Below are 24,102 nucleotides of genomic sequence, written 5' to 3' on the forward strand. Positions count from 1 at the left end.
AAACTTTTTAAGGGTACTTTAGACCTATGCAAGACGAAAAACATTACGCACAGCGCAGTGGCTGGCTTCGGGCCGCTGTTTTAGGGGCAAACGACGGGATTCTTTCAACCGCGAGTCTCGTAATCGGGGTGGCGGCTGCCAGTTCAACCCGCGAACCCATTATCCTTGCCGGAGTGGCCGGTATTGTTGCCGGGGCTTTATCAATGGCCGCAGGTGAGTACGTGTCGGTGAGTTCGCAAAGCGATATCGAAAAAGCCGATCTCAAACGCGAAGAAGAAGAACTCGCTACCATGCCCGAATCGGAATTGCACGAACTCAAAGATATCTACATCAAAAGGGGCCTCAGAGCAGATACAGCACTCGAAGTGGCCAAACAACTCACAGCTCACAACGCGCTGGAGGCTCACGCTCGTGACGAACTCGGGATGCACGAGATTACGCAGGCCAGACCCTTGCAGGCCGCATTGAGCAGTGGTGCTGCATTTACGGTGGGCGGCGCCTTGCCGGTTTTGGTTGCATTTTTAGCGCCTGTGAACTCAATGGAGTACGTGCAATATGCGGCCGCTATTCTGTTTTTAATTGCTTTGGGGGCTACCGCGGCACGTACCGGAGGTTCAAAAATGAGCACCGCAGTAATGCGTATCACCATTTGGGGTACACTCGCTATGGTTGCCAGTGCGCTTATAGGTCATCTTTTTGGGGTGAATGTGGCCTAAAAGCGGGCAAGCTTTTGATTTCTGGTTTTAAAAAACGAAAGCTTTAACTGCAAAGTTTTATCTTTAATGCTTCCGCAAGCAAAATTCACATGACACACGAATTTTTAGAAATTTTAAATCAGGCGAAAGTCTACAAATCACAGGGTGTTTTCTGTGTTTTAGCAACCGTGGTCGCGCTTGACGGTTCGTCTTATCGAAAACCCGGTGTACGTATGCTCATCGCCGAGAACGGTGCGATGACCGGGGCTGTAAGTGGCGGCTGTGTAGAGAAAGAAGTGGTGCGTCGCGCGGAATCGGTTTTTAAGACCGGCGTATCTAAAATTATGACCTATGATGGGCGTTACCGCCTGGGTTGTGAGGGCGTTCTCTATATTTTGCTGGAACGTTTTGAAGCTTCAGACCAACTGGTACATACTTTTGAAAATCTGCTTTCGCAGCGCGAAAGCTTTGAGATTGTTAGTTTTTATAAAAAGGAAGATGAGGCTACCGGGGATTTTGGTTCGTTTTTACGTGTGGGCGAAAGCAATCAAGTCTACTTTCAAAATACAAGCACGCTTGAAGCACCCTCCGAAGCGCTTCGGTTTAAACAAACCCTTAATCCAAGGTTTAAATTACTTCTGGTTGGCGGTGAGCACGATACCGTAAAATTGTGTACGATGGCAGCGATGCTGGGATGGGAGGTAGATGTCATCACCTCGCTGAAAGATCCCAAAGAATTAAAGGATTTTCCGGGAGCGGCCCGGGTAATAGGCGGCAACGCCGATACCTTTGACGCTGCCACTCTCGATGCACAGACGGCTGTTGTGCTGATGACCCACAATTACGCGCAGGATTTGCAGTATTTGGTAAAACTGAAAGACTTGAAACTTCCCTATCTGGGAATCCTTGGATCGGTGAAGCGCCGCGAGAAAATACAACACGAACTTCTGGACTATGCACCGGATCTGGATCTTGATTTTTTGGAACAGATCTACAGTCCGGCAGGTTTAAATATTGGGTCTGTAACCCCTGAGGAGATCGCGCTTTCTATTTTAGCCGAAATTCTTGCGGTGACCCGTAATCGCAATTCACTTTCACTTAAAACACTTACCGGTAAAATTAATTCGGCCATCAGCTAATGGATAAAATTGCAATTCTCATTCTGGCCGCCGGAAGCGCCTCACGAATGGGCAAAGTAAAACAGCTGCTCTCCTACAAACATACCACCTTACTGGGTTATGCGATTGAGCAGGCCTTAAAAACCCCGGCTGACGCGATTTATTGTGTTTTGGGTGCGGGCGCAGAGGATATCAAAAACGAGATTCGGCAACCGGTAAAGACGATCTATAACCCGAACTGGGAGCAGGGAATGGGCAGCAGTATTGCGGTAGGTATTCAGGAGATTGAAAAAGCAGGCTTTGATTACGCCTTAATCATGCTCGCCGATCAACCCCGTATTGATGCCGTATTCCTCACCCAACTTATGGGCATGGCCACTGTACATAAAAATACCCTTATCGCTTCCGATTACGGTTCAAAAAACGGAGTACCTGCGCTGTTTCCGAAATCTTTTTTTGACCAGTTAAAGACTCTTGACGGCGATCAGGGCGCGCGGCAATTACTGAATTCGGGAAATCCAAAACCATTAACACTAATCGCAGAAGACCGCGTTCAGGACATAGATACGCCTGACGATTATAGTCGTTTGCTTAAAAATTGAATTAATTTAGAAATCTAACCAGCATAAACCATTCTTCATGACTGCAGATCAGGAAAAAAAGCAAGCCGCATTAGAAGCGGTTAAATACATTAAAAACAACATGGTTGTAGGTCTGGGTACAGGCTCAACCGCAAAACACATGATCGAAGCTGTGGGCCAGATGGTAGCAGAGGGGGTAAACCTTACCTGCGTACCTTCATCTGATGCAACCGAAAAGCTCGCTAAAGAATTGGGCATTAAAATCGTGGAGCTTCACGAGGTAGACCATATCGATGTCACCATTGACGGCGCCGATGAGTTTGACGGCGATTTCCAATTGATCAAAGGGGGTGGCGGCGCTTTGCTACGCGAAAAGATTCTGGCGTGGAATACCAAATTCAACATCATCATTGCCGATAGCAGTAAGGATGTGAAGAAACTGGGCGCTTTTAAACTTCCTGTCGAAGTGATTCCGTTTGCGACCAAACAAATCAAAACCTATCTCGAAGCGGAAGGTTTAAAGCCTGTACAGCGAATGAAGGAAGGAAACGAATACCGAACCGACGAAAACAACAACATTCTGGATATTGATATTTTTGAAGTAGACGATCTTCAGGAACTGGAAATCAAATTGCTTAAAATTCCCGGTGTGGTTGAAACCGGACTTTTCCTCGATAGCACCAGCCTCATTATTGTGGGGAAAGAAGGCGGATCGGAGATTAAGGAGCGGAAGCACTAATTTTGTTTAATGGCAGGATTAGGTTTCATCTTTATTGTATTACCGCTTTCAGTTCTTCTCTTTGTATTACTGATTTATTCCAAAAAAAAGTCTTTTGGAATTCTATTTTTAGGATTTTGGGGAGGAATCATAGGTATATGGATTTTATCAGCTATCCTTAAACCTTTCTACACGAAAAAAATTCTCGACAAAAGTGATTTTTATGGAGAATATATAATTGACCGCAATTACTTTCCCGGTAAGCAGGCAGATTGGCAATACAATCATTTCCGCTTTGAGATCAAAAAGAATGACTCCATTTACTTCTACGTCACGGAAGGAGCTAATATCAAGGAAACTTATACAGGTTCAATTCAAACTAAAACACCTTTTCAATCAGCTCGATTGATGATTAACATGGAAAGCCCAACACATCATGTTGTGACGAGTAATCCAACTATATATCGAGAGATTTGGGACTTTTTTCTAGTTTTTAATTCCCCAAAATTTAATAATATGTATTTCCGAAAGGGAAACTGGAAGGAGATTGAATAAACTAAAAAGGGAGAAGCTGTTAGTGTTGTTTCTCCCTTTTTAGATATCATTAATTTTTAGTTTTAAGCGTAAACCTGCTTTAAAAAATCGGCCACAGCTTTAGGCTTTCTGCCAAGTAGATTCTCCAGATCTTTAGACTCAGAATTGAATTCGCCCTGCGAAATCCCCAGAGAGAATCCCAGCATCATATTTATGATATCTTCCGGTACGCCATAGGAAGCCATAGTCGATTTAAACGTTTCTACATCGGGAGATACATGGTGTATTTCTTCTTCCGTGATAGCGCTCAGGATTTCAGCTACCGCTTTAAAATCAATCGCTTTTGGTCCGTCTAGCGTATAGATTTTGTTTTGGTGCTGTGCTGCATTTTTCAAAATAAGCGCTCCGGCTTCAGCTAAATCGTCGCGTAAGGCAAAAGCTGTCTTGCCAGCACCCGTAGGTAGAAAGACGGTTTTTGATTGAAGCAAGGCTTCTTTTTCGCCTAGAAAGAGTGCAATCACTTCTGCATACAGATTATGTCTCAAAATGGTATACGCCATTCCCGATTCTTTAAGCCAGTTTTCGGTTTTGATGTGGGCGTCCATTACAACAGCTACCGGAGAGTTTTCGCTTTCGTCTTTTCTCCCGGCACTGGTGTAAACCACATGTTGCACTCCCGCCTGAGTTGCTGCATCCACCACATTTTTATGCTGTACGCTTCTTGTACCAATATCACTCCCGGAAACAAAGTAGAGAATTTCAATATTCTTAAAGGCTTCCGTGAGTTTTTCTGTGTTATCGTAATCGGCAATGCGTAGTTCAAAACCTTTGCTTTTGTATGCTTTAGCCTGATCGCTTGCTGCATCGCGTACCAATACTGCGATTTCAGATGGATTTATAGTAGTTGAAAGGTGTTCAACCACGCTGCTACCTAAACCTCCGGTTGCTCCTGTAATTAAATAAGTACTCATGTTTTTTATTTTAAGTTATTAACTTACTTTTGGTAAGTCAAAGATAAGAAGTAATTGACTCATGTGGAAGAACTTACGAGGCTGTAGGTCACTTTCCCGGAAGTTAGTTTTGTTGAAATTCAATGTGTTATAATGGAAAATTCTGAAAAAAAATTTGCAGATTCTGAAAATTGCCCGGTGCGTAATGTTTTGGATCGCTTTGGAGACAAATGGTCTACGCTGGTTTTACTCGTGCTTGACGATACCAAAGTCCTGCGTTTTAACGAGATTCATAAAATGATTGATACCATTTCTCAAAAAATGCTTGCCGTTACGTTGAAATCTTTGGAAGCAGACGGTCTGGTTCTGCGAACCCAATATCCTGAAATTCCGCCACGGGTAGAATATACTTTAAGTGAACGCGGAGCATCGCTGATTCCACATATAAAAAGTCTGGTTCAATGGGCCAATGCCAATTTTGAAGCGATTACCCAATCGCGGGCGGCGTATAAAAAGTAAAAAGGCTGCTCAAAATTTTTAAACAGCCTTCTTGTATTATATAAAAAACAACTACTCGTTTTTAGCTGCTGCTGCATTTTCTTCGGTCCAGCCCAGATAACCGCCTTTGAGGTCATAGAGGGTTCGAAAACCCATTTCCTGCATAATGACCGCTGCTTTGCCGCTTCGGTTACCCGATCTGCAATAGAGGTAGACCGGAGTTTCAGGGTCCAGCTGTTCAACCTGTGCTCTGAAGTTCAGCGAATCGAGCACATTAAAATTGAGTGCCTTCTCAATATGACCGGCTTCAAACTCTTCCGCTCTACGCACATCAAGAAGCAATACCTTTTTAGCATTGATGCTGTCGCGAAAAGCATTTTTATCTAAAATGAGGTGATTGTTTTCCTGAGCTTTGGCACCAAAAGTGAACAGACTTAAAAGCAGTAAACTAAATATAGCTTTCATCTTTCCTATTTTTTTAAGGTGGAAGGGCAGACGTAATTGGTGGTTCTTAGCTCTGTTTCTTTCAAAGCGCCATAACCTCCCTGTACGTCGATGAGGTTGTGAATGCCCCGGCTTTTTAAGATGCTGGCAGCAATCATACTGCGGTAACCCCCGGCACAGTGAATGTAAAATTCTTTAGTATCAGGAAATTCGCTTAAATGTTTGTTGATGTAATCAAGCGGAGTACTTTCGGCCACTTCCAGATGCTCTGCTTCAAATTCGCCGGGTTTGCGCACATCAAAAACCGGCGTGTCTGAATCAGCTTTTACGGCGGCTTCCACTTCCCTCGCAGGTACCGATTTTACAGAATCGGTTTCTTTACCTGCTGCTTCCCATGCTTTAAATCCGCCTTTGAGATAGCCTATAGTCCCGTCAAAGCCCACTCGCGAAAGTCGGGTAATGGTTTCTTCCTCGCGACCTTCATTGGCGACTAATAAAATAGCCTGCTCAGTGTCGGCAATAAGAGCGCCCACCCAGGGAGCAAAACCGCCGTCAATACCTATAAATATAGATCTTGGGATGTGACCCTTAGCAAAATCATTTTGGTGTCTTACATCAAGGATCACCGCTCCGGTTTCGTTCGCCGCGGTTTCAAAGGCATCGGGAGAAAGCGCTCGTGTTCCGCGTTCTAAAACCTCGTCAATGTCGTCATATCCTTCCTTATTCATTTTCACATTCAATGGGAAATAGGAGGGAGGAGGCAAGAGACCGTCAGTCACTTCCTGAATAAATTCTTCTTTGGTCATATCTGCCCGCAAGGCATAATTGGTTTTTTTCTGATTGCCCAGGGTATCAACCGTTTCCTTGCTCATATTTTTTCCACAGGCAGAACCTGCACCGTGTGCCGGATATACAATAACGTCATCAGCCAATGGCATAATCTTTTCGCGCAAGCTGTCAAATAAATAGCCTGCGAGATCTTCCTGAGTAAGTTCTTTGGCTTTTTGTGCCAAATCGGGTCTGCCTACATCGCCCAGGAATAAGGTGTCTCCGCTAAAAATCGCGTGATCTTTTCCATTTTCATCAATCAGGAGGTAGGTCGTACTTTCCATCGTGTGACCGGGTGTGTGCAACACTTTGATGGTAATGTTGCCTATTTTAAATTCCTGCTCGTCTTTTGCGATAAGGGCGTCAAATGAAGGATTGGCCTTAGGACCGTAGACGATTTCCGCTCCGGTTTCTTTAGCCAGAGTAACGTGACCGCTCACAAAGTCAGCGTGAAAGTGGGTTTCAAAAATATATTTGATTTTGGCGTTATCTGCTTCTGCACGCTCTATATAAGGCTTTACCTCACGCAGCGGATCAATTACGGCGGACTCGCCGTTACTTTCAATATAATAGGCTCCCTGAGCCAAACAACCGGTGTAAATCTGTTCTATAGTCATTGTAGTACTGTATTTATAGGGCAAAGATAAGGCACCTTAATGGGTGTCGCGGTAACACGGGTTACATTTGAAGGTTTGACCTAAAGTCCAAAATTAAGCCCAAAACTCAGGCGACCACCTTCATCACCTGTAAAATACGCGATATTTCCGCTTAAAAAACCACCCATACTCAGGTTAATTCCCCCACCGAAACTGTTATACCAGCGTTCCGAATCTTCTCCTTCATACCAAACCCGGCCCATATCGTAGCCACCAAAAATGTACGAGCGTAGCGGAAAGATGGCTGTCTTTAAGGGTTTAAAACGGTATAAAACATCGGCAGAGCCTCGTAATGCCTTATCACCTGTAAAGCGATCTATACGGTAACTGCGCAGACCCGAAGAAGCGCCCAGTTGAGCCGATTGAAAAAATACGGCAGGATCGCCAAATCGCAATTGCCCGGCTACCTCGGTTTTAAGTACCAAATCGCGGGAGCTGTCTATGGCATTCCAGAATGTAAGGAAAGGGTCTGCAGCATAAACTGTTGTGGCCTCATTCAAGTTATCATAGATTGAAACGGCAGCTGTAAAATGCATGCCTCGTGTAGGGTAAGCCGCGTCATCAACACTGCGGTAGTTGTATTCTGTTTTTAGGGTAGCGTATTTGTTTTGAGACGTTGCATTGCCCAGTTCACGCAAAGCGGAAGCATCAAACGCATAGTGTTGATAAGCCAAAGCAAGCTTAAACGAACTGCCATATTCCCCATCGTAATAAACACCTGCGGCGTATTCAAATTGTTGATTGAGCAGGCGATTCGCGTCAAAATTGGAATTAGTATTTTCTGATTCATTACCAAAACCAAAGAAGTTTTCAGTGTAATTGTTGGTCGTAACACGAGCGCCAATGAGAAAGTTCCATTCCGGGAAAATATTGCTGAAATGAAACTCACCTTCAAAAGCCCCGGCCTGCGTCAATGAAAAATACTGTGCGTCTAAAACAAACTGAGAAGTAAACGGATTGCGCTCGAAGCCCATTTTTTGCCGCGCGATCCTGATATGAGGTGCCACACCCCAATCTGGGTTGTACGGTAATTTAAGCGCAACTTTCTTAGCTTCATCCGGTCTGCGTTCGGAGTCGTAGATATGATTCTCGTAGATATTATTAAACCGAAGTCGGGCGCCCTTATTCACTTTAACCTCATTTCCTTCGGGCTGATCGTAAACCGTGAGATTACTACCGTTTTCTATTTCATAGGTGTCGTCATTTTGACCACCCACAATAACCATCTTGATTTTAGAACCCCGATCACCGGTAACGGTAAAGACGTCATCATCGTCCAGACCATAAACCCAGATTTCCTGAGTTTCCTTCGGATCAAAAACCCTGTCAAAAAGTAAGGCTCCATCTTCACCATCCTTGATGCGATAGGCGCTGATATGCGTTGTGCCGTCATCGTTTCGGTTGATGTAAAAATGGTCGTCTTTATCGGTTCCTTTCAAGGTTTGAAAGTCAATAAAGTAATCGTAATAGCGCTCTACAATGCTTTCGAGGTTTTCTTTTCGCGCCAGCACATCTTCCTGAAGCTGTTGCCATTTCTCATCCTGAATTTCCTTCGGCATTTCGCTAAACGCCTTTGCAACCACTTCGGGAGTTATATTTTTCTGTATGAAATCTACGGCATCCAACCAGTCTTTTTTATTGGTATTCTGAAGCACCGCCCGATCCAGGTTTATAGCGCTCTCGCTGAAATGCTTTACAAATTCAATATCCGGCCCGTAATTCCCCAATTCGCGTGTACCTGCCATAAATTTTTGCATCGTCTGTATAAACTTGCCATCAAATTTTGAAAATACCTGATCGCGATCGCGTGGAATGGCAATAAAGGAGTAGGTGCTGTCGCTGTTCTTACGTTCGGCCCAGCGCCACTGGTCTTCGTGACGGTCCCAGTCACCTACGAGCATATCAAATACCCGCGCTTTGATGTAAGCCTGCTCATCAACTCTGTTTTTCTCATCTTCGCGAATGGCTTCAAAAAGATCAGCGGTACTTTCTACATCTTCATTAAAACCAAACATGTGACTGCTGTTAAAATCATCGTCTGGTTTTTCTACAATCATATATAAACGGTCGCCGTGAGTCTCATTAAAATCGCCCAGAGCTTTTTGCTTTGGAACATAAAAGACTTTAGGATGTGTATGATTAAGATCTGCAGCTCCTGCAAGACGGGGAATCGCAAACGCACCATAGGGATGCGAGGCTGTGTAAAAATCTTCAATAAGACGGGCGGGTAGAGTCCCTTGAAAATATTGCTGCGCATCAAGGTCATCGTAACCCATAGCCTGTAAAAATGCAAAAGGATCTTTTGCCAAAGCCCGCATATTATACTCGCGATCGTCAGCATCTACCAGGCGCAGGGATTGCGTTTGATGCCCACCACCGGCGCGTTCTACCTTAAGACCCCCGTACAACGTATCTAAAATTGCGATAGGAGCTTCAATTTCTACTCCATATAGATCGCGGTAATGCTTCCCCCATTTTTTTTCATAAGCTTCTGATACTTCCACAAGATTTTTAGGATAGATGCTGGCGGTTTCCGTTTTCGGAAAGGAATCTGGCAGTGAGTCTATTGGGTAGGGCTCTGGTGCGGCAAAACTCTCTTTAGAATAGCGCTCTGTGAGCTTTCCATTTTGATTCAGTTCATAAAAATGAACGGTTGAAGCGCCGTCTTTGTATAATCTCAGTTCGGCCAATCCCGGTTTAACCGAAGCAAAGAGTCCGTCTTTACCTAAACGGGCATATTCACTTTTTGCGGCTGTGCCGGAAATGATTTGTCTGATATCTTTGTTTTCAATGTATTGCAGGGACTGCTCGTGAGCCGAAACCACGAATAATCGGGGTAAACCAATGGACATCAGTTTGATCTCGTGCATGAGTTCATTCATTAGCGGGTTAAACTGATCCTGTTTAGAGATACCTCCCTGAGTTCGTGCAAATGCCCATAAAAAGCCGGCTCCCGGAATGAAAGCATTCTCTGCTGAAGGTCTGTAAAATGAACGGGAGCTCATTTCCCCGCCATAAATCCCATTTGAATACAACGGATGATGCATTACGAGAATCACATTCTTATGACGCGCTTTACGGGCCTCATCTTTAAGTAGTGTTAGAAATTGCTCGCGCGTTTTTATTGCACACTTGTCATTAAAACCGGGTTGCGTACTCCAGTTCTCAATATACCACTGGGAGTCTGCAACAATGATTTCGGTCTCCTCGTCTACATCAATCACTTCCAGAGGGCAACCATTTTCGGGTTGAAAGTGATTGTCTTTGCCCATCTTTTCTTCAATAAGATCTTCAATAGATTCAAGGCCTTTCACACCGCGATCATTCCACTCGTGTTCGCCGGGAATAATCAGTGTTTTACCATTAAATTCTTTGATAAGCTTTACCAGCGGATCGAGTTGTTCTTCGGTATCCTCCTTTTTACCCACATCCGGGTAGATGTTATCTCCGGCAAGTACGAGATAATCGTCCTTAGCGGCGCTTTTTGACTGTAGTTCGTAAAAGGCGTCTAAGAGCGTCTTATTAGGACCTTTCTTATCGGCACCCAGGTTGCCAATAACAAAAAAGCTGCGGTACTTTGAGGTATCGGCGGTGGTTTGGGAAACTCGTTGTTCCCGGTCTCTAAACTGGGTGCGTTTACTCGCGCAGGAAAGAATCAGGCCGGTCAAAATCAGGGTGACAAGGCTCTTATAGGGTAGATGTGATCGCATTAATTATTAGGTTGTTATCACAAAATTACTAAACGATCTGAGGGCTAAAAGTTTTTATGTGATTGTTAACGTTCTTGGTCAATTTTTGCTGAATTTACAATTCAGTAGACCTATTTTACAACTCAGTCTTTTTAATCTGAAAAGAGCGGTTTCATTTTCAATCTTTGACGGGTCTAACCAAAATAACAGTGTTATGGTCAAATTACTGGTTTACGTACTCCATCTTGCCCTTTCGGTCTTGGGTTTCAGCACAGGGGAGATGACATCAGCTCAAATCGGGTATAGTGTCGTTATTCCTTTCAATTCTGAAGAATGTGATACCTTTAAAAAGTGTGTAGATATTAAAACCGCGAAGTTTAAAGCTGTTGTATAATGAATGTGATTATCAAAGAATTTGCCAAGGCCTGTATCGTAGGAGTGTCCATTTACCTGGTATTTATCCTTATTCATGTGCTGTTAGGCAATCAATTGATATTCAATGGTGAGTTAGCTCAGGATTTTGCTATGAGTATGTTATACTCCATTGTACTGTACATGTTTAACATGGGCGTATTTCGGTATTTTCACCATACTTACAAATCAGAACTTTTCACTTTTAAACGCACCATCCCAGCGATTATTAGCGGGATGCTGGTTTCGATTCTGGCTGTATTTCTATTGGAATTATTTCACAGCTCTGTGATTTTAGGCACTTCGGTTGAGCGATTTTTAGAAACTCAGGATTATAAGGATTACTGGATACCGCTTTTTGTAGCCCTTGTGGTTAATACGATTTTTTACTCGTTTTATTTCTACAAGCAGCGAAAGGACTATCAACTTAAGGAGCAAAAAATCATTGCCGGTACCGCTTCAGCACAGTTTGACGCTCTCAAAAATCAGCTTGATCCGCATTTTTTATTTAATAGCCTGAATGTACTAACCAGTCTTATTGACGAAAATCCGCATCAGGCGCAGCGCTTTACCACATCGCTTTCTAAGGTCTATCGTTATGTTTTGGAACAAAAGAATAAAGAGCTGGTTACGCTTGAAGAGGAACTGGCTTTTGCAAAGACCTATATGACGCTACTTAAGATGCGGTATGAAGACAGTATTGTTTTTACGATGCCCGAGGAGCTTCAGAAGCCTGAAGCCAAAATGGTGCCTCTTGCCCTTCAGCTGGTGCTTGAAAATGCTGTTAAGCACAATGTGGTAAGCAGTAACCGCCGGTTAGAAATACGCATTGAAGAAGAACCGGGCTATCTGGTGGTGCGTAACACGCTTCAGCCTAAAAAAAATATGGAGCGGGGTAGTGGTGTAGGGCTTTTCAACATTAGACAACGATACGCACTGCTTACGTCCCGCAGGGTTTTCGTAGAGAAAACCGAAACCGAATTCATCATCAAATTACCCACTTTAACCCGTCAATTAAAAACGAATGTCATGAAAACCGAGAATTATCTGCTTGAAAAGAAATACGACCGCGCCAAAGAGCACGTGGCTAAGCTCAAAGGCTTTTATGTAAACCTGACGATGTATTGCCTTATCATTCCCGCATTAATTGTGCTTAATGCGATGACCTCAAACTTTCCCTGGGTGATATTTCCGGCTTTAGGCTGGGGCCTTGGAGTCTTCTTTCACGGTGCTGAAGTGTTTGAGTGGAATCCAATCTTAGGTAAAGGTTGGGAGCAGCGCAAGATTCAGGAGCTTATGGAAAAAGAGAAACGCAACAACTAACAATTGATCCCATTTATTTGACAGTTGGGTCTGATTAAGTGGGAAAGCAATGGGTATATCTTCAACTTTACACAAGAATTAAAAAGACTAATTATGGAAAATTTTGAACAGGAAAGCCGGTATTTAAAAGCTAAAGAGCAGGTTGCAGAAATCAAGAAGTTTTATGGCAGCTTAGTAAGTTATATCATTGTAATTTCGGCCCTCGCCACACTTAATTATTATGTGGATGGCCTTTCACATCCCTGGTTTCTTTGGGCCGCCGCCGGCTGGGGGATTGGTCTGCTTTTTCAGGCTGCGAAAGCTTTTAACTGGAATCCCATTGTAACGAAAGAATGGGAAGAGCGCAAAATTAAAGAGTATATGGAACGCGAAGAACGTTCTAAATCAAATATGGGTCGCTGGGAATAAACAATCCTGAGCAAAGCCACGGAGTGTTTTAGCCATTGGCAAAACCCATAAAACGTTTTTTAAAAAAAATCGCATTAGAACTAATAGAACCATGAATGTCCTCGTTATTGAAGATGAAAAACCTGCTGCACGCCGTCTAACCCGTATGCTTGAAGCCATTGAGTTAACCGTTCTGGCTCAGTTACACTCCGTAGAAGAGGCGGTTGCCTGGTTTAAAACGGAAGAGCACCCTGATTTAATATTCTTAGATATACAGCTCAGCGATGGGTTATCTTTTGAAATTTTTGATGCGGTGACTGTACAAAGTGCCATTATTTTTACCACTGCTTACGACGAGTACGCCCTTCAGGCTTTTAAACTGAACAGTATTGATTACCTGCTAAAACCTATTGATGAGGACGAACTGGAAGCCGCGGTTTCAAAATTCAAAAAGCAGCGTCCCGATCTAAAGAGCAGCACATTTAACTTTGAAGATATCCGTAAATTATTAGGAGTCAATCCTGTTGACCGCGAGTATAAAAAGCGTTTTACGGTAAAAATAGGTCAGCATATTAAGATGATTAATATTGACGATGTAATGTGTGTTTATAGCGAAAACAAAGGCACCTATGCCCGCACTTCTGATAAACGTGATTACCTGCTCGAAACTACATTAGAAAATCTGGAAGAGGAACTGGCTCCCGATACCTTTTTCAGGGTGAGCCGCAAATATTATGTGAATATTGAAGCGATTCAGGATATCATTAGTTACACCAATTCACGCCTGCAAATCAAGTTGAAAGCCTGCGAAGATCAGGAAATCATTGTAAGCCGGGAACGGGTTAAAGATTTTAAACTTTGGCTGTCCTAGTCGATGCTGACAAGATGTTTATCCGTTGAATTGTGTCTCGCAATTTTTTCCCGGATTTGAAAAATGACCTTTAAGTCTGTAGGGTTCTGAATATTTTCTTTCGCGTCTTCCAGAATAAGGTTGATTTCATCAATGATAATTTCTTCAGAATCTTTAATCACACTTTGTACCTGAAGCAGAAAATAAAGTGCGGTTAGCATCTTATGCAGCATAATCACATCGTGCTTACAATAACTGCGCAGCGCTACAAAAACGAAGTAGATAAGTTCCTTAAAGTCAATAGTCCGCAGGCAGATGAGCGCTTCGCCCTCGTCATTGTGAATGTAGCTGTAATCTTCTTTTCTGAGCCGAAGTGCAAAAAGCTCAGTGAGGTAGTCTATACAGGTGATGGCGGTGCCGGGATCATTAATACCGGGGCTCATCGCTTTAAGCGCAATTTCGGTAAGCTGTTTAAAGCCCAGAATGTAGTTGTGGGTTACGATTTCGCTACGCGAAAAAGCGAAGCACGAGAGCACATTATTTGTGGTTTGCTCATCTAGTTCTTTGGAGCAACGGGCGATAGGTATATTTTTAAGTATAAACGATCCTTTAGGCTGCATAATACGCACCTTAACGTCGTTTTCCTTACAAATTTCCATCAGTGTATCTATAGCAATAGTTTGCAGGTAACCGGTCTCATCTATGCGTATCTCAAACCAGTCCTTACCCTCCGGAAAATCAATACTGCGATCGTGATCCCCGGTATTTTCAATAAGGCGATCAAGTCTGGTTTTAGCCTTTGTAAAAATATTTTCTACGATGCGGTTAATCTGTATAGCTTCTGAAATGGAGTGTATAAAATAAATAAACAAAGCCAGTACGAGCATACTCATTACTATACCCAGAATCACCGAAAAACCGGGTAGCTGGTATTTGTTGTCTGTAGGCTCTACACTAAGCAGAATAAGGATGCAGTAAATAAGTACCGCGATGTAATAGCCCAGAACATACTGGTGTTTTTTATTGGAAATCAGTCCGGGAAGAATACGGGGCGAGTAATTGCTGGATGCCTGATTGAGCAGCAGCATAACCATTGAGAAGCTGAACACCATCAGCGAGATGATTCCTCCTATAAAAGTACTCAATAGAGTTCTCGCAGTATCGGCGTCGTTAATGACCAGCTGCGGTACGTGTTCAATTAAAAAGCTTGAAATACCGCGGCTTTCCGCATAAAGCATCCCGAAACCCATAACAAGACCTCCAAAGGCAAAGAGCGTGGGATAAAACCCAATGTTTGCAGTAAGGTTAACGAGTATGAGTTTGAACTTGGTAAATAATTGTCGCATAAACGAATTTCAATAATAATTTTTACAAAGCCCCCAAAATTGGTATTCTCTTAACAGCATTTGGCTTTTTCAAGCATTCTATTTTCAGGATTCCTGATCTTCAGGCCTGTTTTCATTAAAAGCGCTGGGCAGAAGTTCGGGTATAAATTTAATGAGGAGGGGCAGGAGTACACCCCCTCCCGGAAGCATAAAAATGGCCAGCGAGGGTACGCTTTTACAAATGTCAAGCAACTGAGTTTTTACGCGTTTCTTTTCGGCTTTAGTCAAATCTCTTACCGTTGAATAGCTGAGTAAGATAACCAGATCCTTACTTTCTGAAAGTTCGATCAGCAGACGTTTTTTATTCCTGATGATCAGTGTACGTACGGTTTTTGACGTCTGATTGTAGAAATGCTTTACCGGATTGCTGTAGTTTAGATAGGAGATTTGACCCCGATTACTCATAATGAACTCCTGTACTCCAAGGGTGGCGTTGAGGGTGATTTCGATATTAAAGTCGAGCAGGTTCCCCAGTTCCTTCAAAAATTGCAGCTCATTTAAATCAATTTTGTAATCATCCCATACCGCGAGAGCAGTGAGATCTAGCATATACCGTCGCGCGAAAAGAGTGTTTTGAGCAGAAAGTTCAAGACTTTCTAGCGATGTGAGGCCTTTATCAAGACTGCTGTTATAGCGCAATGATTTTTCAAAAAGCTTCAGGAGCAGTTTGTCAAAGTGTTCTTTTTGCTGTTTTTGATTGAATGCCATCCAAATGAGCTGCATCAGCAGGGCCTCAAATTGAGCGGCATAGACAACCACGTCTTCGTCTTTATGCTCTAAATACCATTCAAAAGCGATGACGTCGAGAAAGAGCAATGCATTGGTAATAAGGTTACTGAAATTTCGCTGCAGTAAAGCTTCGTTGGTTTGTAACCGGGATTGAATGATTTTCTCAAGGCCGGTCGCAGTAGGTTTGGTTTTAATAAAACCCGTAAAATAGCTTTTTTCGGAGGTGTTGAGGCGCGTATAAAAGTCAACGACTTCTTTAAAGAAATGAGTAGAGTTCCCTTTTTTACTGTAATACACGTAAAGAAGTGCATCAAAGAGATTGATTTTAGCGCGTTCGGTTTCATCCCATTTTAAGGGTTCGCGATCTTTATAAATACACGTGCTTACCGAAACCCCGTAGATGAATCCGGTTTTTAAAAGCCGGGTATAGAAATCTTCAGGCCCGGTTGATGCTTCATCAAGCCATTTGGTAATGAGGGGTTTGTGTTTTAAAATCCATCCGGGAGCTGAAGGATTCATACGATTTAATTTAGACGAATGTTGAATTTTAAATAGTTAAAACTCTGAAAATCAATATCGTGTAAATTTTAACAAATAAAATTCAGATTTTTAAAACCACACGAATCTTTACTACGTAAATATAGTGAGAAAGTTAAGTTGGGCATTTAACTTTTATAATTGAAAAATCCGAATCCTTATTTTTTGGAGAATATGAAAAGGAAATTTTGTCACTAGGTTAGTTGATTAGTTTTTTTGGATTTTTTGTTAGTTGGGAACCACCATGCTTTGGAGAGAGCGGGTGGTTCTTTTTTTTTGGCCTTCTTTCCCAAAGAAAAATCCCCCTGATTCAATCAGAGGGATTTTTTATTTTATTACTTTTTTTTAGAATTAGGCGTTACCCTGCACAACACCCAGGGTATAGAGTTGTTCCATCGTTGGGGTTTCGCTTCCGCCGGCAGGCTCCAGAGTTATCCCAAATGCCTGAGAATCGTTAGGATTTTCCAATTCAAAAACCTTGTTTTCATCTTCGCTAAAGTTTTCTAACAGACCCATACTGGTAGGTGTTAACGGATCTAATCTTAATGACCACACCTGATATACAAATCCTTCCGGAGGTTCGGGAAGACCCATAGCATCTATGTAAGCCTTGTTTGAAGTTTTATCCCAAAATACATTTACATAAGCTTCCGGCGCAACCTGCTGCCCCGCTAATGGTACTTTAGTTACCTGTGGATCGCGAATGACCGCCAGAATTTCTTTAGTCTCCTGAAGGGCCTCTTCAGAATAATTCAATTTACTTTCAAGCTGTGTTTTTTCGACTTCTACAGTTTGAAGTTCTTCACGTAAGTTGTTCGTTCGGTTAAGCAACACAAAAATTCCTATCAGGAAGATGATCGAAGCTGCAACACTTATAAAAGAAAGGATGCGCGCCCGTTTTTGAGAGGCAGAAGGCTGCAGTTGAATCACCCCGTCAGCATTTCTCAATTTTGACTTGATTGCAGCTATCAAAGCCTCCGGATTGTAAGGCGCTGCCGCAGAAGATAAACTTTGAAGTGCTGCCTCAATTTGCTCTACTTCCTGCTGTACCTCGGGGTATTGTGCGAGAATTGCAGAAACCTCTTCGCTTTCTTTTTGCGTGAGTGCTCCATAAACGTAGAGCTCGAGGATGCCAGATTCTATGTATTCTTGAATATCCATAATTTAATTTACCAAAATTTCACGCAATTTATTTATGCAAAGTCGGTTACGGGTTTTAACCGTTCCAAGTGGCATATTGAGCTCTTCTGAAGTTTCTTTTTGTGTATATCCTTTAAAAAATAACAAATCGATTACTTTTTTACACTCTTCGCCAAGGGTCTTGATATACTTTTTAATTCCTATAGCATCAACCTTGCTTGTAAAACTGCTTTTGTTTTCAAGAATATCTACGAAATATTCCTGAGTAAGGTTTTTCTTTTGGTTCTTAAATGCCTTAGACCTTGTTTTATCTATGGCGGCGTTGCGTGCAATGTTGAGAAGCCAGGTGAAAAAACGTCCTTTTTTGGAAGTATAAGATTCAGAATTGTCCCATACTTTAATAAAAACGTCCTGTAAGACTTCCTCAGAGGCTTCCGTATCGTGGAGTACGCTGTTAATTACACCAAAAATACTTTCAGAATAAAGAGCATAAATCCGCTCAAATGCTTTTTCGTCTTTTTGCTGTAATCGTAAAATCAGTTCGTCGGGTTGCATAGCGATTTTTTGGTTTGCTAAATGTATCAAATTCCAACAAAAAAAGCAGCCCCAAGGCTGCTTATATTCGTTAACTTATTAGAGTCTTACTCAATGATACCCCCGCAACTTACACGGGCACCGGCATCACCGCTAGGCTGACTGGTAAAATCATCAGCTCCCTGGTGTACGATAAGACCTTTACCAAGAATATCTTTCATTGGGTCATCACAACCTATACACCATTCATCTGTTGTGATAGTTAGAGTACCATTACCGTTGGCGTCGGCTTCAAAATTACCGATATCTCCTTTATGGTAACCGGCTGCATCACCCCATTTACCGTGTTGTTCTTTAGTAGGATTCCAGTGACCTCCGGCTGAGGTACCATCATCTGCAGAGCAATCTGCATTCTCGTGAATGTGGATGGCGTGCATACCCGGCTCAAGGCCTTCAAAAACAGCTGTCATCGTAACGGAGCCGTCTTCTTCTTTAAATACCGCGCTTCCTTTTGCAGTACTTCCACTTTTAGATTCCAGTTTAACAGTTACCTTTTTAGGCTCAGGAGCTTGTTCTTCCATCGCAGCAGTTTCGGTTACTGTAGTTTCTTCGGCGTCTTTATCTTTCTTATCGTTTTTACAAGAGGTAAATCCTAATGCAAGAGCAAGAGAAAAAAACAATGCATAATTCTTCATAATAGTAGCGTATTAGTTAATTGTAGCACTAAATTAAGGGTTAGGCAGGGGCTGCACAAAGAATTAAGCATAGCTTAACATTGTACTACAGCTTAAAGCCTGAAGGCACCGCAATGTTTATTTTATTGGGATTCATCTGCGCTTTAACGCGAGTTTCTTCTCCCAGATATTCCCCATCAACCTGTAAGGCAATGGCTTCGTCAGTTTGTATTTCGACTTCAGTACAACAAATAACTTCTACAAAATCTGGGTCAAGGTTTTTGCTTCCGTAAAAGGTCTTCAATATTTCGGTTATGCTGAAATTTTTAAATACCAAAACCTCAAATTTCCCATCATTCATTTTACCTTCAGGATTGATATTGGCACCGGTGCCAAATTTATTGGCATTGGCAATTGCGACTAGAATACCTTCTTTTTCTAGTGTTTCCCCATTTACTTTTAGCGCGACTCTAAAGGGAAATTTACTGTTCACCAGCGTGGGAAATGCCTGTAGTAAATACCCAAACTTACCGCGAATCTCAGATTGCTCGTAGTTTTTGATAAGTTGCGCATTCACACCAATATCAGCGATATGAAGGCAGGTGTGGCCATTCACATCAAGCGTATCCAGATCCATAAAATGATCGGCCAGACCAATTTTTAACTGCTCGTCAAGCTTTTCTGGTAAATCGAGATTTTCGGCTAGACCGTTTGCCGAACCCGAGGGAAGCAGGGCTATTTTGACCTCTTTTTCTTTTAGGACATCTGCAACTTCACGTATGGTACCATCACCACCTGAAATGAAAATCCGCTCCGGGTTGATACGGTCAACCAGCTCATCAATAGCTTTTTGATCATCCTCACCCGTGGTCTCATAGACTACTGCTGTGTAGTCATTTTCCGTAACAAAGGTTTTAAACCGCTTTATGATGGGTTTCTTATCGGTGCCTCCCGCGATGGGATTAATTACCAGTAAAATGGTCTTTTGTGTTTTCATTAAGTAGATTTCGTTTTAAAATTAGGTATTTTGAACACCAGACAACGTTAAGATAATACCAATACGTGAAACTTGATTTACAATTATACCGGGGTTATGCCAATGATGAAGAACTGGTGGTTTTTGGCCACGCTTTTAAATCATGGGCACCCGATAAGTTCCAGGTAGACCATAAGGGTTTTAAGCATGCCTTTGCGGTTTTACATATGTTTCGCATCTCGCCGCTTAAAAACGTAGAGGTCTTTTTGCGTTTTAAAGATCTTGAGGTGCGCACCCGTACGATGGATGATGGCTATTTTCGTTTTAATATTCCGCACAATCTGGATATTGAAAGTGGATGGCACACCTATGAAGTAGGCTGTAAACTGGGTGATAAAGATTTTGGTATTGTTGAAAAAGGGGAATTGCTTAAACCCTTTGAAAGCGAACTGAGCATCATTTCTGATATTGATGATACCTTTTTGATTTCGCATAGCGGAAACATTTTTAAAAAACTATTTGTGATGCTGGCGCGAAATGTAAACCGGCGTAAAACTTTTAAAGATGTAGTACGTCATTACCAGGCTTTGAGCAGCAGTGGGCATAAAGGGGAAGGTACCCGTAACTCTTTTTTTTACGTATCAAGCAGCGAGTACAACCTATATGATTTTATTGTTCAGTTTGCCAATTTGCAGGAATTGCCCAAAGCGGTTTTAAAGCTGAAGGATATCAAAACCGGAATAACCGATTTTCTCAGTACCGGAGGCGGTAATCACGACCATAAATTTGTAAAAATTAAAGATTTGATCGCTTTTTACCCGAAGCAGCAATATGTACTGCTGGGTGATGATTCGCAAAAGGACGCCTACATTTATGAGCGTATTTGTAAAATGTTCCCACTTAATGTAAAAGCGGTTTACTTGCGCCAAACCGGCGGCCATCAAAAGTCAAAAATCTCTAAAACACTTGAAAATATTGAACGTCTGGACGTGGCAACCTGTTATTTTGAAAACAGCAGCGAGGCGATTAATCATTCCAAAAAAATAGGGATTATAGAATCTGAATGAACTATTCCTGAGAAAGCTTACAAGGCAGCTAAAAAAAACCTGAATTCATTAAAAGACTGGCAGCATTATTCCTTTTGGAGTTACCAATAAAAAAGCGCTCCATTTTGGGAGCGCTTTGAGTTTGAGTTTATGATTGCTTAATCAAGCTTGAAAACCTGCGTTTCTTTAAACGGATCTAGTTCTACCTGTTGCATTTCGGTTTTGTAGGCGGGCCATTCTTCAGCATAGAAGGTATTCACTTCTTCTAAAGCTTCGTTCAATTCATCCTTAGCCTGCGAAATCAGCGTACGCTCGGTACCGGTTAGTCCACCGGGTCTGCTGCTCACATAACCATTGGCTAAATAAACGCGGTTAAGAACGGTAACCTCCGGATTGCGGGTGATGCCCTGACGATCATCTTCGGTTCCTAAAAACAACGCGATTTTAGCGTCAATTTTCTTGATAATAGCAGCCGAACTGTCAATCTGCGCCTTGTATTTTTCCTTGTCAGCGTCTTTCAAGCGTTTCTGAAAATCTTCCGCTGTTTTTTTACTTTCAACAAGTTGTTTTACGGCATCAGCAGAAAGCTGCATAAAATCTTCTAGTTTTTTTTGAGCCGTGTAAATTTCATTGATCGCTGCCTGCGAAATGTCTAAACGCGGATCACTTTCTACTTTGATGGTAGTTTGGTCTTCCAGGTCGCCATAATGCATTACCGCTTTATAGGTGCCCGGTTTTACCGCTACACCGCCCGGCTCATAATTGCGTTCGCGCAAGGAGCGTGAAGGCCTTTCGCTTCCCTTTTCATCCATATACCAACGCATCGTAAACAGGCCGGCAGTATCAGGAGTTTTGGTTTTTAAGGTACGAATGAGGCGCTCACCATCGTAAATTTTTAAAAACACAGTATCCCAGGTTATAGCTGCTTCCGCCTTTTCCGAATCAGCTTCTTCGTTTTCTTCTTTTTTCTCTTCTTTCTCAACCTTTTTTGGTTTGATGAAGTAATTGAAAGCGGCTCCGCTGCTTCGGTTTTCTCCACTATAGGTCGCATCGGCTCCAAAACGACTTCCGGTAGGTTGCTGAGATGCATTCTGATAAGCCGTGGCAGGAGGAAATACTTCAAGCACCGTTGAGTTTTCGGCTGAAATAGTGTTTAGTGTAGTCTTGTTAGCGGCCAGCTCGCGCAGGGGTTTGATGTCATCGAGTACCCAGATCGAACGCCCAAAAGTACCAATCACCAAATCGTCTTCCCGTGGGTGAATTACCAGATCCTTCACAGGAACGGTAGGGAAACCATTCGTCCACTTTTGCCAGTTTTTACCGGCATCAATGGAAACATAAAGACCGTCGTCAGTTCCTAAAAACATCAGGTTAGGCTCTTTTTTATCTTCAATAATTGAAAGCGAATAACTTTCCACATCGTCTTCATCAACCAGACTTTGCCAGGTTTTACCGTAATCTTTGGTGCGGAAAACATAAGGTTTGTAGTCAAATCTTCGGTAATTGTTAGCTACCAGTAGCGCCTCACCCTTATTATTTGCCGAAGCTTTGATCTGGGCGACCCAGCTTCCTTCCGGCAGGCCTTTGATATTTTTAGAAACGTCGTTCCAGTTCTTGCCGCCATCGGTGGTGTAGAAAACCTTTCCGTCATCAGAGCCGGTCCACATCATTCCGCGTTCTACCGGGGAGGGCTCGATTACCAGGATTGTGGTATGATTTTCCGCTCCGGTTGCATCCATCGTAAGGCCACCGCTTTCGCTTTGCTTTTGCTTTTCAGGATCATTAGTGGTTAAATCCGGTGAAATGACTTCCCAGGTAAGTCCCTTGTCGGTAGATTTATGTACATACTGACTTCCAAAATACAGCGTGTTGCTGTCAAAAGGATCAATATTGATCGCGGCATTCCAGTTAAAGCGTAGTTCAATGTCCTTGTCCGGATGTGTAGGTCGTACGGTATAGTTGTTACCGGTGATGTGATCGTAACGGCTCACATATCCCTGCTGACTCATAGACCAGCCAAACTGTGAATCATCAGGATCTGGTACTACATCAAAACCATCCCCAAAAGAGATTTCCTGCCAGTAGGAGTTGCGAATACCCTGTGCTTTCCAGACGTAAGCAGGCCCGCGCCAGCTTCCGTTATCCTGCATCCCGCCGTAAACATTATAGGGATACTCGTTATCTACAGCCACGTGATAGAATTGCCCCACCGGAATGTTCTCAACAAACCTCCAGGTTTTTCCGCCATCGCGGGTGATATTGAGTCCACCGTCGTTTCCGTCAATCATAAAATCGGCATTCTCTGGGTGAATGTACCAGGCGTGATGGTCAGGGTGTACACCGTTATCTGCGCCGTATGCGGGCATAAGTTCGCTGAAACTTTTTCCACCATCTTCTGAAACATTCACGTAGGTAAAAATGCTGTAGACCCGGTTTTCATTATTTGGAGCTACATAGATTTCGGCGTAGTAAAACGGGCGGTTACCTATTTCACTCATATCGTCGTTTACCTTCTTCCAGTTTTCGCCCCCATCATTAGAACGGTATAAGGCATTCTTTTTGGCCTCTACATAGGCGTAAACCACGTTGGGTTTTCCGGGAGCGATGGCAAGCCCCATCCGGCCTAAATCTCCTTTGGGTAATCCGTTGTCTGAAGTAATTTCTTTCCAGGTATCACCACCATCATAGGTGATGTATAAGCCTGAACCCGGGCCACCACTGTTAAAAAACCACGGATCGCGTTTGTGTTGCCACATAGCCGCGATGAGCTTATTTGGGTTTGTAGGGTCCATTACCAGCTCTGCTGCGCCGGTCTTTTCGTTAACATATAAAACTTTTTCCCAGGTTTTTCCACCGTTTGTGGTGCGATATACACCGCGTTCCTCGTGCTCACCCCAGGGCGAACCTATTGCTGCTGCATAAACGATATCAGGATTAGACGGGTTGATGCGCACTCTATATATATGACGCGTTTTCTCAAGCCCCATGCATTTCCAGGTTTTACCACCATCTAAGGATTTGTAAATACCAAAACCCCCATTAAGGCTGTTACGCGGATTTCCTTCTCCGGTACCTACCCAAACCACAGAAGGGTTGGATTGCTGAATGGCGACAGAACCTATTGAAGCTGTAGCCTCGTGTTCAAAAACCGGCTCCCAGGTTACTCCGCCCGAAGTAGATTTCCAGAGTCCGCCCGAAGCTGAACCGGCGTAAATAATGTCCGGATTGTCGGTGACCGCATCAATTGCCGTAATGCGTCCGCTCATTCCAGCAGGGCCTATATTACGCGGAGTCTTATTTTTCAGCAATTGGAGATCAAGCTTCTGACCATAACTTAAGCTGCCGAGAAGAATTAAAAAGAACAGTAAATAATTTTTCATAAAGGGATAGATTAATTTC

At 42.9% G+C, this 24,102-nt stretch carries 22 protein-coding genes; 11 read left to right on the plus strand and 11 right to left on the minus strand.

Annotated elements, in window-relative coordinates; translation table 11 throughout:
• Window positions 1–26 precede the first annotated feature (26 nt).
• The 5 genes from CJ305_RS11925 to CJ305_RS11945 all read left to right on the plus strand — a co-directional run bounded on the left by CJ305_RS11925 (window position 27) and on the right by CJ305_RS11945 (window position 3,667).
• On the plus strand, window positions 27–716 hold the full coding sequence (locus tag CJ305_RS11925; protein ID WP_099646508.1) for a VIT1/CCC1 transporter family protein: 690 nt from the start codon (window positions 27–29) through the stop codon (window positions 714–716).
• Between the two features lie 89 nt (window positions 717–805).
• Complete coding sequence (locus CJ305_RS11930) at window positions 806–1,834, plus strand: XdhC family protein (RefSeq protein WP_099646509.1); 1,029 nt, start codon at window positions 806–808, stop codon at window positions 1,832–1,834.
• Window positions 1,834–2,415 (plus strand): nucleotidyltransferase family protein, encoded by a 582-nt coding sequence (locus tag CJ305_RS11935; RefSeq protein ID WP_099646510.1) that lies wholly within the window; start codon window positions 1,834–1,836, stop codon window positions 2,413–2,415. The genes CJ305_RS11930 and CJ305_RS11935 overlap by 1 nt, the downstream gene beginning before the upstream one ends.
• Window positions 2,416–2,452: 37 nt before the next feature.
• Window positions 2,453–3,133: a ribose-5-phosphate isomerase RpiA gene (gene rpiA / locus CJ305_RS11940; RefSeq protein ID WP_099646511.1), complete on the plus strand. Its 681-nt coding sequence runs from the start codon at window positions 2,453–2,455 to the stop codon at window positions 3,131–3,133.
• 9 nt (window positions 3,134–3,142) lie between these two features.
• Window positions 3,143–3,667, plus strand: coding sequence for a hypothetical protein (locus CJ305_RS11945; RefSeq protein WP_099646512.1), 525 nt, complete (start codon window positions 3,143–3,145; stop codon window positions 3,665–3,667).
• A 62-nt stretch (window positions 3,668–3,729) separates the two neighbouring features.
• On the opposite strand, the gene CJ305_RS11950 is transcribed toward CJ305_RS11945, so the two are convergent.
• On the minus strand, window positions 3,730–4,617 hold the full coding sequence (locus CJ305_RS11950) for an SDR family oxidoreductase (RefSeq protein WP_099646513.1): 888 nt from the start codon (window positions 4,615–4,617) through the stop codon (window positions 3,730–3,732).
• A 132-nt stretch (window positions 4,618–4,749) separates the two neighbouring features.
• Between CJ305_RS11950 and CJ305_RS11955 the strand changes: the two genes are divergently transcribed.
• The gene (locus CJ305_RS11955; RefSeq protein WP_099646514.1) at window positions 4,750–5,115 is read left to right on the plus strand and encodes a winged helix-turn-helix transcriptional regulator; all 366 of its coding nucleotides are present in this window, start codon (window positions 4,750–4,752) and stop codon (window positions 5,113–5,115) included.
• 51 nt (window positions 5,116–5,166) lie between these two features.
• Here CJ305_RS11955 and CJ305_RS11960 read toward each other — a convergent pair whose 3' ends face one another.
• The 3 genes from CJ305_RS11960 to CJ305_RS11970 form a co-directional block, all read right to left on the minus strand.
• Window positions 5,167–5,559, minus strand: a complete 393-nt coding sequence (locus CJ305_RS11960; protein WP_099646515.1) for a rhodanese-like domain-containing protein — start codon at window positions 5,557–5,559, stop codon at window positions 5,167–5,169.
• Between the two features lie 5 nt (window positions 5,560–5,564).
• On the minus strand, window positions 5,565–6,983 hold the full coding sequence (locus tag CJ305_RS11965) for an MBL fold metallo-hydrolase (protein ID WP_099646516.1): 1,419 nt from the start codon (window positions 6,981–6,983) through the stop codon (window positions 5,565–5,567).
• 80 nt (window positions 6,984–7,063) lie between these two features.
• Entirely contained in the window at window positions 7,064–10,732 is a 3,669-nt protein-coding gene (locus CJ305_RS11970; protein WP_099646517.1) for a ShlB/FhaC/HecB family protein, read from the minus strand.
• 193 nt (window positions 10,733–10,925) lie between these two features.
• Here CJ305_RS11970 and CJ305_RS19300 point away from each other — a divergent pair, with 193 nt between their 5' ends.
• From CJ305_RS19300 to CJ305_RS11990, 4 genes are all read left to right on the plus strand, one after another.
• Window positions 10,926–11,105: a hypothetical protein gene (locus CJ305_RS19300; RefSeq protein ID WP_143469381.1), complete on the plus strand. Its 180-nt coding sequence runs from the start codon at window positions 10,926–10,928 to the stop codon at window positions 11,103–11,105.
• Window positions 11,105–12,445: a 2TM domain-containing protein gene (locus CJ305_RS11980; RefSeq protein WP_099646519.1), complete on the plus strand. Its 1,341-nt coding sequence runs from the start codon at window positions 11,105–11,107 to the stop codon at window positions 12,443–12,445. The genes CJ305_RS19300 and CJ305_RS11980 overlap by 1 nt, the downstream gene beginning before the upstream one ends.
• Window positions 12,446–12,538: 93 nt before the next feature.
• The gene (locus CJ305_RS11985; RefSeq protein ID WP_099646520.1) at window positions 12,539–12,853 is read left to right on the plus strand and encodes a 2TM domain-containing protein; all 315 of its coding nucleotides are present in this window, start codon (window positions 12,539–12,541) and stop codon (window positions 12,851–12,853) included.
• Window positions 12,854–12,944: 91 nt separating this feature from the next.
• Window positions 12,945–13,703 (plus strand): LytR/AlgR family response regulator transcription factor, encoded by a 759-nt coding sequence (locus CJ305_RS11990; protein WP_099646521.1) that lies wholly within the window; start codon window positions 12,945–12,947, stop codon window positions 13,701–13,703.
• Here the strand turns inward: CJ305_RS11990 and CJ305_RS11995 are convergent.
• The 6 genes from CJ305_RS11995 to CJ305_RS12020 form a co-directional block, all read right to left on the minus strand.
• On the minus strand, window positions 13,700–15,028 hold the full coding sequence (locus tag CJ305_RS11995) for a DUF2254 domain-containing protein (protein WP_099646522.1): 1,329 nt from the start codon (window positions 15,026–15,028) through the stop codon (window positions 13,700–13,702). The genes CJ305_RS11990 and CJ305_RS11995 overlap by 4 nt on opposite strands.
• Window positions 15,029–15,112: 84 nt before the next feature.
• Window positions 15,113–16,315, minus strand: a complete 1,203-nt coding sequence (locus tag CJ305_RS12000; protein WP_099646523.1) for an LETM1-related biofilm-associated protein — start codon at window positions 16,313–16,315, stop codon at window positions 15,113–15,115.
• Between the two features lie 369 nt (window positions 16,316–16,684).
• Window positions 16,685–17,494 (minus strand): anti-sigma factor, encoded by an 810-nt coding sequence (locus CJ305_RS12005; protein ID WP_099646524.1) that lies wholly within the window; start codon window positions 17,492–17,494, stop codon window positions 16,685–16,687.
• Window positions 17,495–17,497: 3 nt separating this feature from the next.
• On the minus strand, window positions 17,498–18,028 hold the full coding sequence (locus CJ305_RS12010; protein ID WP_099646525.1) for an RNA polymerase sigma factor: 531 nt from the start codon (window positions 18,026–18,028) through the stop codon (window positions 17,498–17,500).
• Window positions 18,029–18,114: 86 nt separating this feature from the next.
• The gene (locus tag CJ305_RS12015; protein WP_099646526.1) at window positions 18,115–18,702 is read right to left on the minus strand and encodes a superoxide dismutase family protein; all 588 of its coding nucleotides are present in this window, start codon (window positions 18,700–18,702) and stop codon (window positions 18,115–18,117) included.
• A gap of 85 nt (window positions 18,703–18,787) precedes the next feature.
• Window positions 18,788–19,678, minus strand: coding sequence for a diacylglycerol/lipid kinase family protein (locus CJ305_RS12020; RefSeq protein ID WP_099646527.1), 891 nt, complete (start codon window positions 19,676–19,678; stop codon window positions 18,788–18,790).
• A gap of 65 nt (window positions 19,679–19,743) precedes the next feature.
• On the opposite strand from CJ305_RS12020, the gene CJ305_RS12025 reads away from it, so the two are divergent.
• The gene (locus tag CJ305_RS12025) at window positions 19,744–20,724 is read left to right on the plus strand and encodes an App1 family protein (protein WP_099646528.1); all 981 of its coding nucleotides are present in this window, start codon (window positions 19,744–19,746) and stop codon (window positions 20,722–20,724) included.
• Between the two features lie 137 nt (window positions 20,725–20,861).
• Here the strand turns inward: CJ305_RS12025 and CJ305_RS12030 are convergent, their stop codons facing one another.
• Complete coding sequence (locus CJ305_RS12030; protein WP_099646529.1) at window positions 20,862–24,083, minus strand: WD40/YVTN/BNR-like repeat-containing protein; 3,222 nt, start codon at window positions 24,081–24,083, stop codon at window positions 20,862–20,864.
• Window positions 24,084–24,102: the final 19 nt, after the last annotated feature.

The organism is Leeuwenhoekiella nanhaiensis (assembly GCF_002744755.1).
In the GTDB taxonomy this organism is placed as follows: domain Bacteria; phylum Bacteroidota; class Bacteroidia; order Flavobacteriales; family Flavobacteriaceae; genus Leeuwenhoekiella; species Leeuwenhoekiella nanhaiensis.

What these genes read in the sequence shown, in the direction of transcription:
- CJ305_RS19300 (WP_143469381.1), top strand. Translation starts at nt 10,926, where the DNA reads ATGGTCAAATTACTGGTTTACGTACTCCATCTTGCCCTTTCGGTCTTG.
- CJ305_RS11995 (WP_099646522.1), bottom strand. Translation starts at nt 15,028, where the DNA reads ATGCGACAATTATTTACCAAGTTCAAACTCATACTCGTTAACCTTACT.
- CJ305_RS11945 (WP_099646512.1), top strand. Translation starts at nt 3,143, where the DNA reads ATGGCAGGATTAGGTTTCATCTTTATTGTATTACCGCTTTCAGTTCTT.
- CJ305_RS12000 (WP_099646523.1), bottom strand. Translation starts at nt 16,315, where the DNA reads ATGAATCCTTCAGCTCCCGGATGGATTTTAAAACACAAACCCCTCATT.
- CJ305_RS11965 (WP_099646516.1), bottom strand. Translation starts at nt 6,983, where the DNA reads ATGACTATAGAACAGATTTACACCGGTTGTTTGGCTCAGGGAGCCTAT.
- CJ305_RS11990 (WP_099646521.1), top strand. Translation starts at nt 12,945, where the DNA reads ATGAATGTCCTCGTTATTGAAGATGAAAAACCTGCTGCACGCCGTCTA.
- CJ305_RS12010 (WP_099646525.1), bottom strand. Translation starts at nt 18,028, where the DNA reads ATGCAACCCGACGAACTGATTTTACGATTACAGCAAAAAGACGAAAAA.
- CJ305_RS11955 (WP_099646514.1), top strand. Translation starts at nt 4,750, where the DNA reads ATGGAAAATTCTGAAAAAAAATTTGCAGATTCTGAAAATTGCCCGGTG.
- CJ305_RS11930 (WP_099646509.1), top strand. Translation starts at nt 806, where the DNA reads ATGACACACGAATTTTTAGAAATTTTAAATCAGGCGAAAGTCTACAAA.
- CJ305_RS12005 (WP_099646524.1), bottom strand. Translation starts at nt 17,494, where the DNA reads ATGGATATTCAAGAATACATAGAATCTGGCATCCTCGAGCTCTACGTT.
- CJ305_RS11985 (WP_099646520.1), top strand. Translation starts at nt 12,539, where the DNA reads ATGGAAAATTTTGAACAGGAAAGCCGGTATTTAAAAGCTAAAGAGCAG.
- rpiA (WP_099646511.1), top strand. Translation starts at nt 2,453, where the DNA reads ATGACTGCAGATCAGGAAAAAAAGCAAGCCGCATTAGAAGCGGTTAAA.
- CJ305_RS12020 (WP_099646527.1), bottom strand. Translation starts at nt 19,678, where the DNA reads ATGAAAACACAAAAGACCATTTTACTGGTAATTAATCCCATCGCGGGA.
- CJ305_RS11970 (WP_099646517.1), bottom strand. Translation starts at nt 10,732, where the DNA reads ATGCGATCACATCTACCCTATAAGAGCCTTGTCACCCTGATTTTGACC.
- CJ305_RS11950 (WP_099646513.1), bottom strand. Translation starts at nt 4,617, where the DNA reads ATGAGTACTTATTTAATTACAGGAGCAACCGGAGGTTTAGGTAGCAGC.
- CJ305_RS12030 (WP_099646529.1), bottom strand. Translation starts at nt 24,083, where the DNA reads ATGAAAAATTATTTACTGTTCTTTTTAATTCTTCTCGGCAGCTTAAGT.
- CJ305_RS11960 (WP_099646515.1), bottom strand. Translation starts at nt 5,559, where the DNA reads ATGAAAGCTATATTTAGTTTACTGCTTTTAAGTCTGTTCACTTTTGGT.
- CJ305_RS11935 (WP_099646510.1), top strand. Translation starts at nt 1,834, where the DNA reads ATGGATAAAATTGCAATTCTCATTCTGGCCGCCGGAAGCGCCTCACGA.
- CJ305_RS11925 (WP_099646508.1), top strand. Translation starts at nt 27, where the DNA reads ATGCAAGACGAAAAACATTACGCACAGCGCAGTGGCTGGCTTCGGGCC.
- CJ305_RS11980 (WP_099646519.1), top strand. Translation starts at nt 11,105, where the DNA reads ATGAATGTGATTATCAAAGAATTTGCCAAGGCCTGTATCGTAGGAGTG.
- CJ305_RS12015 (WP_099646526.1), bottom strand. Translation starts at nt 18,702, where the DNA reads ATGAAGAATTATGCATTGTTTTTTTCTCTTGCTCTTGCATTAGGATTT.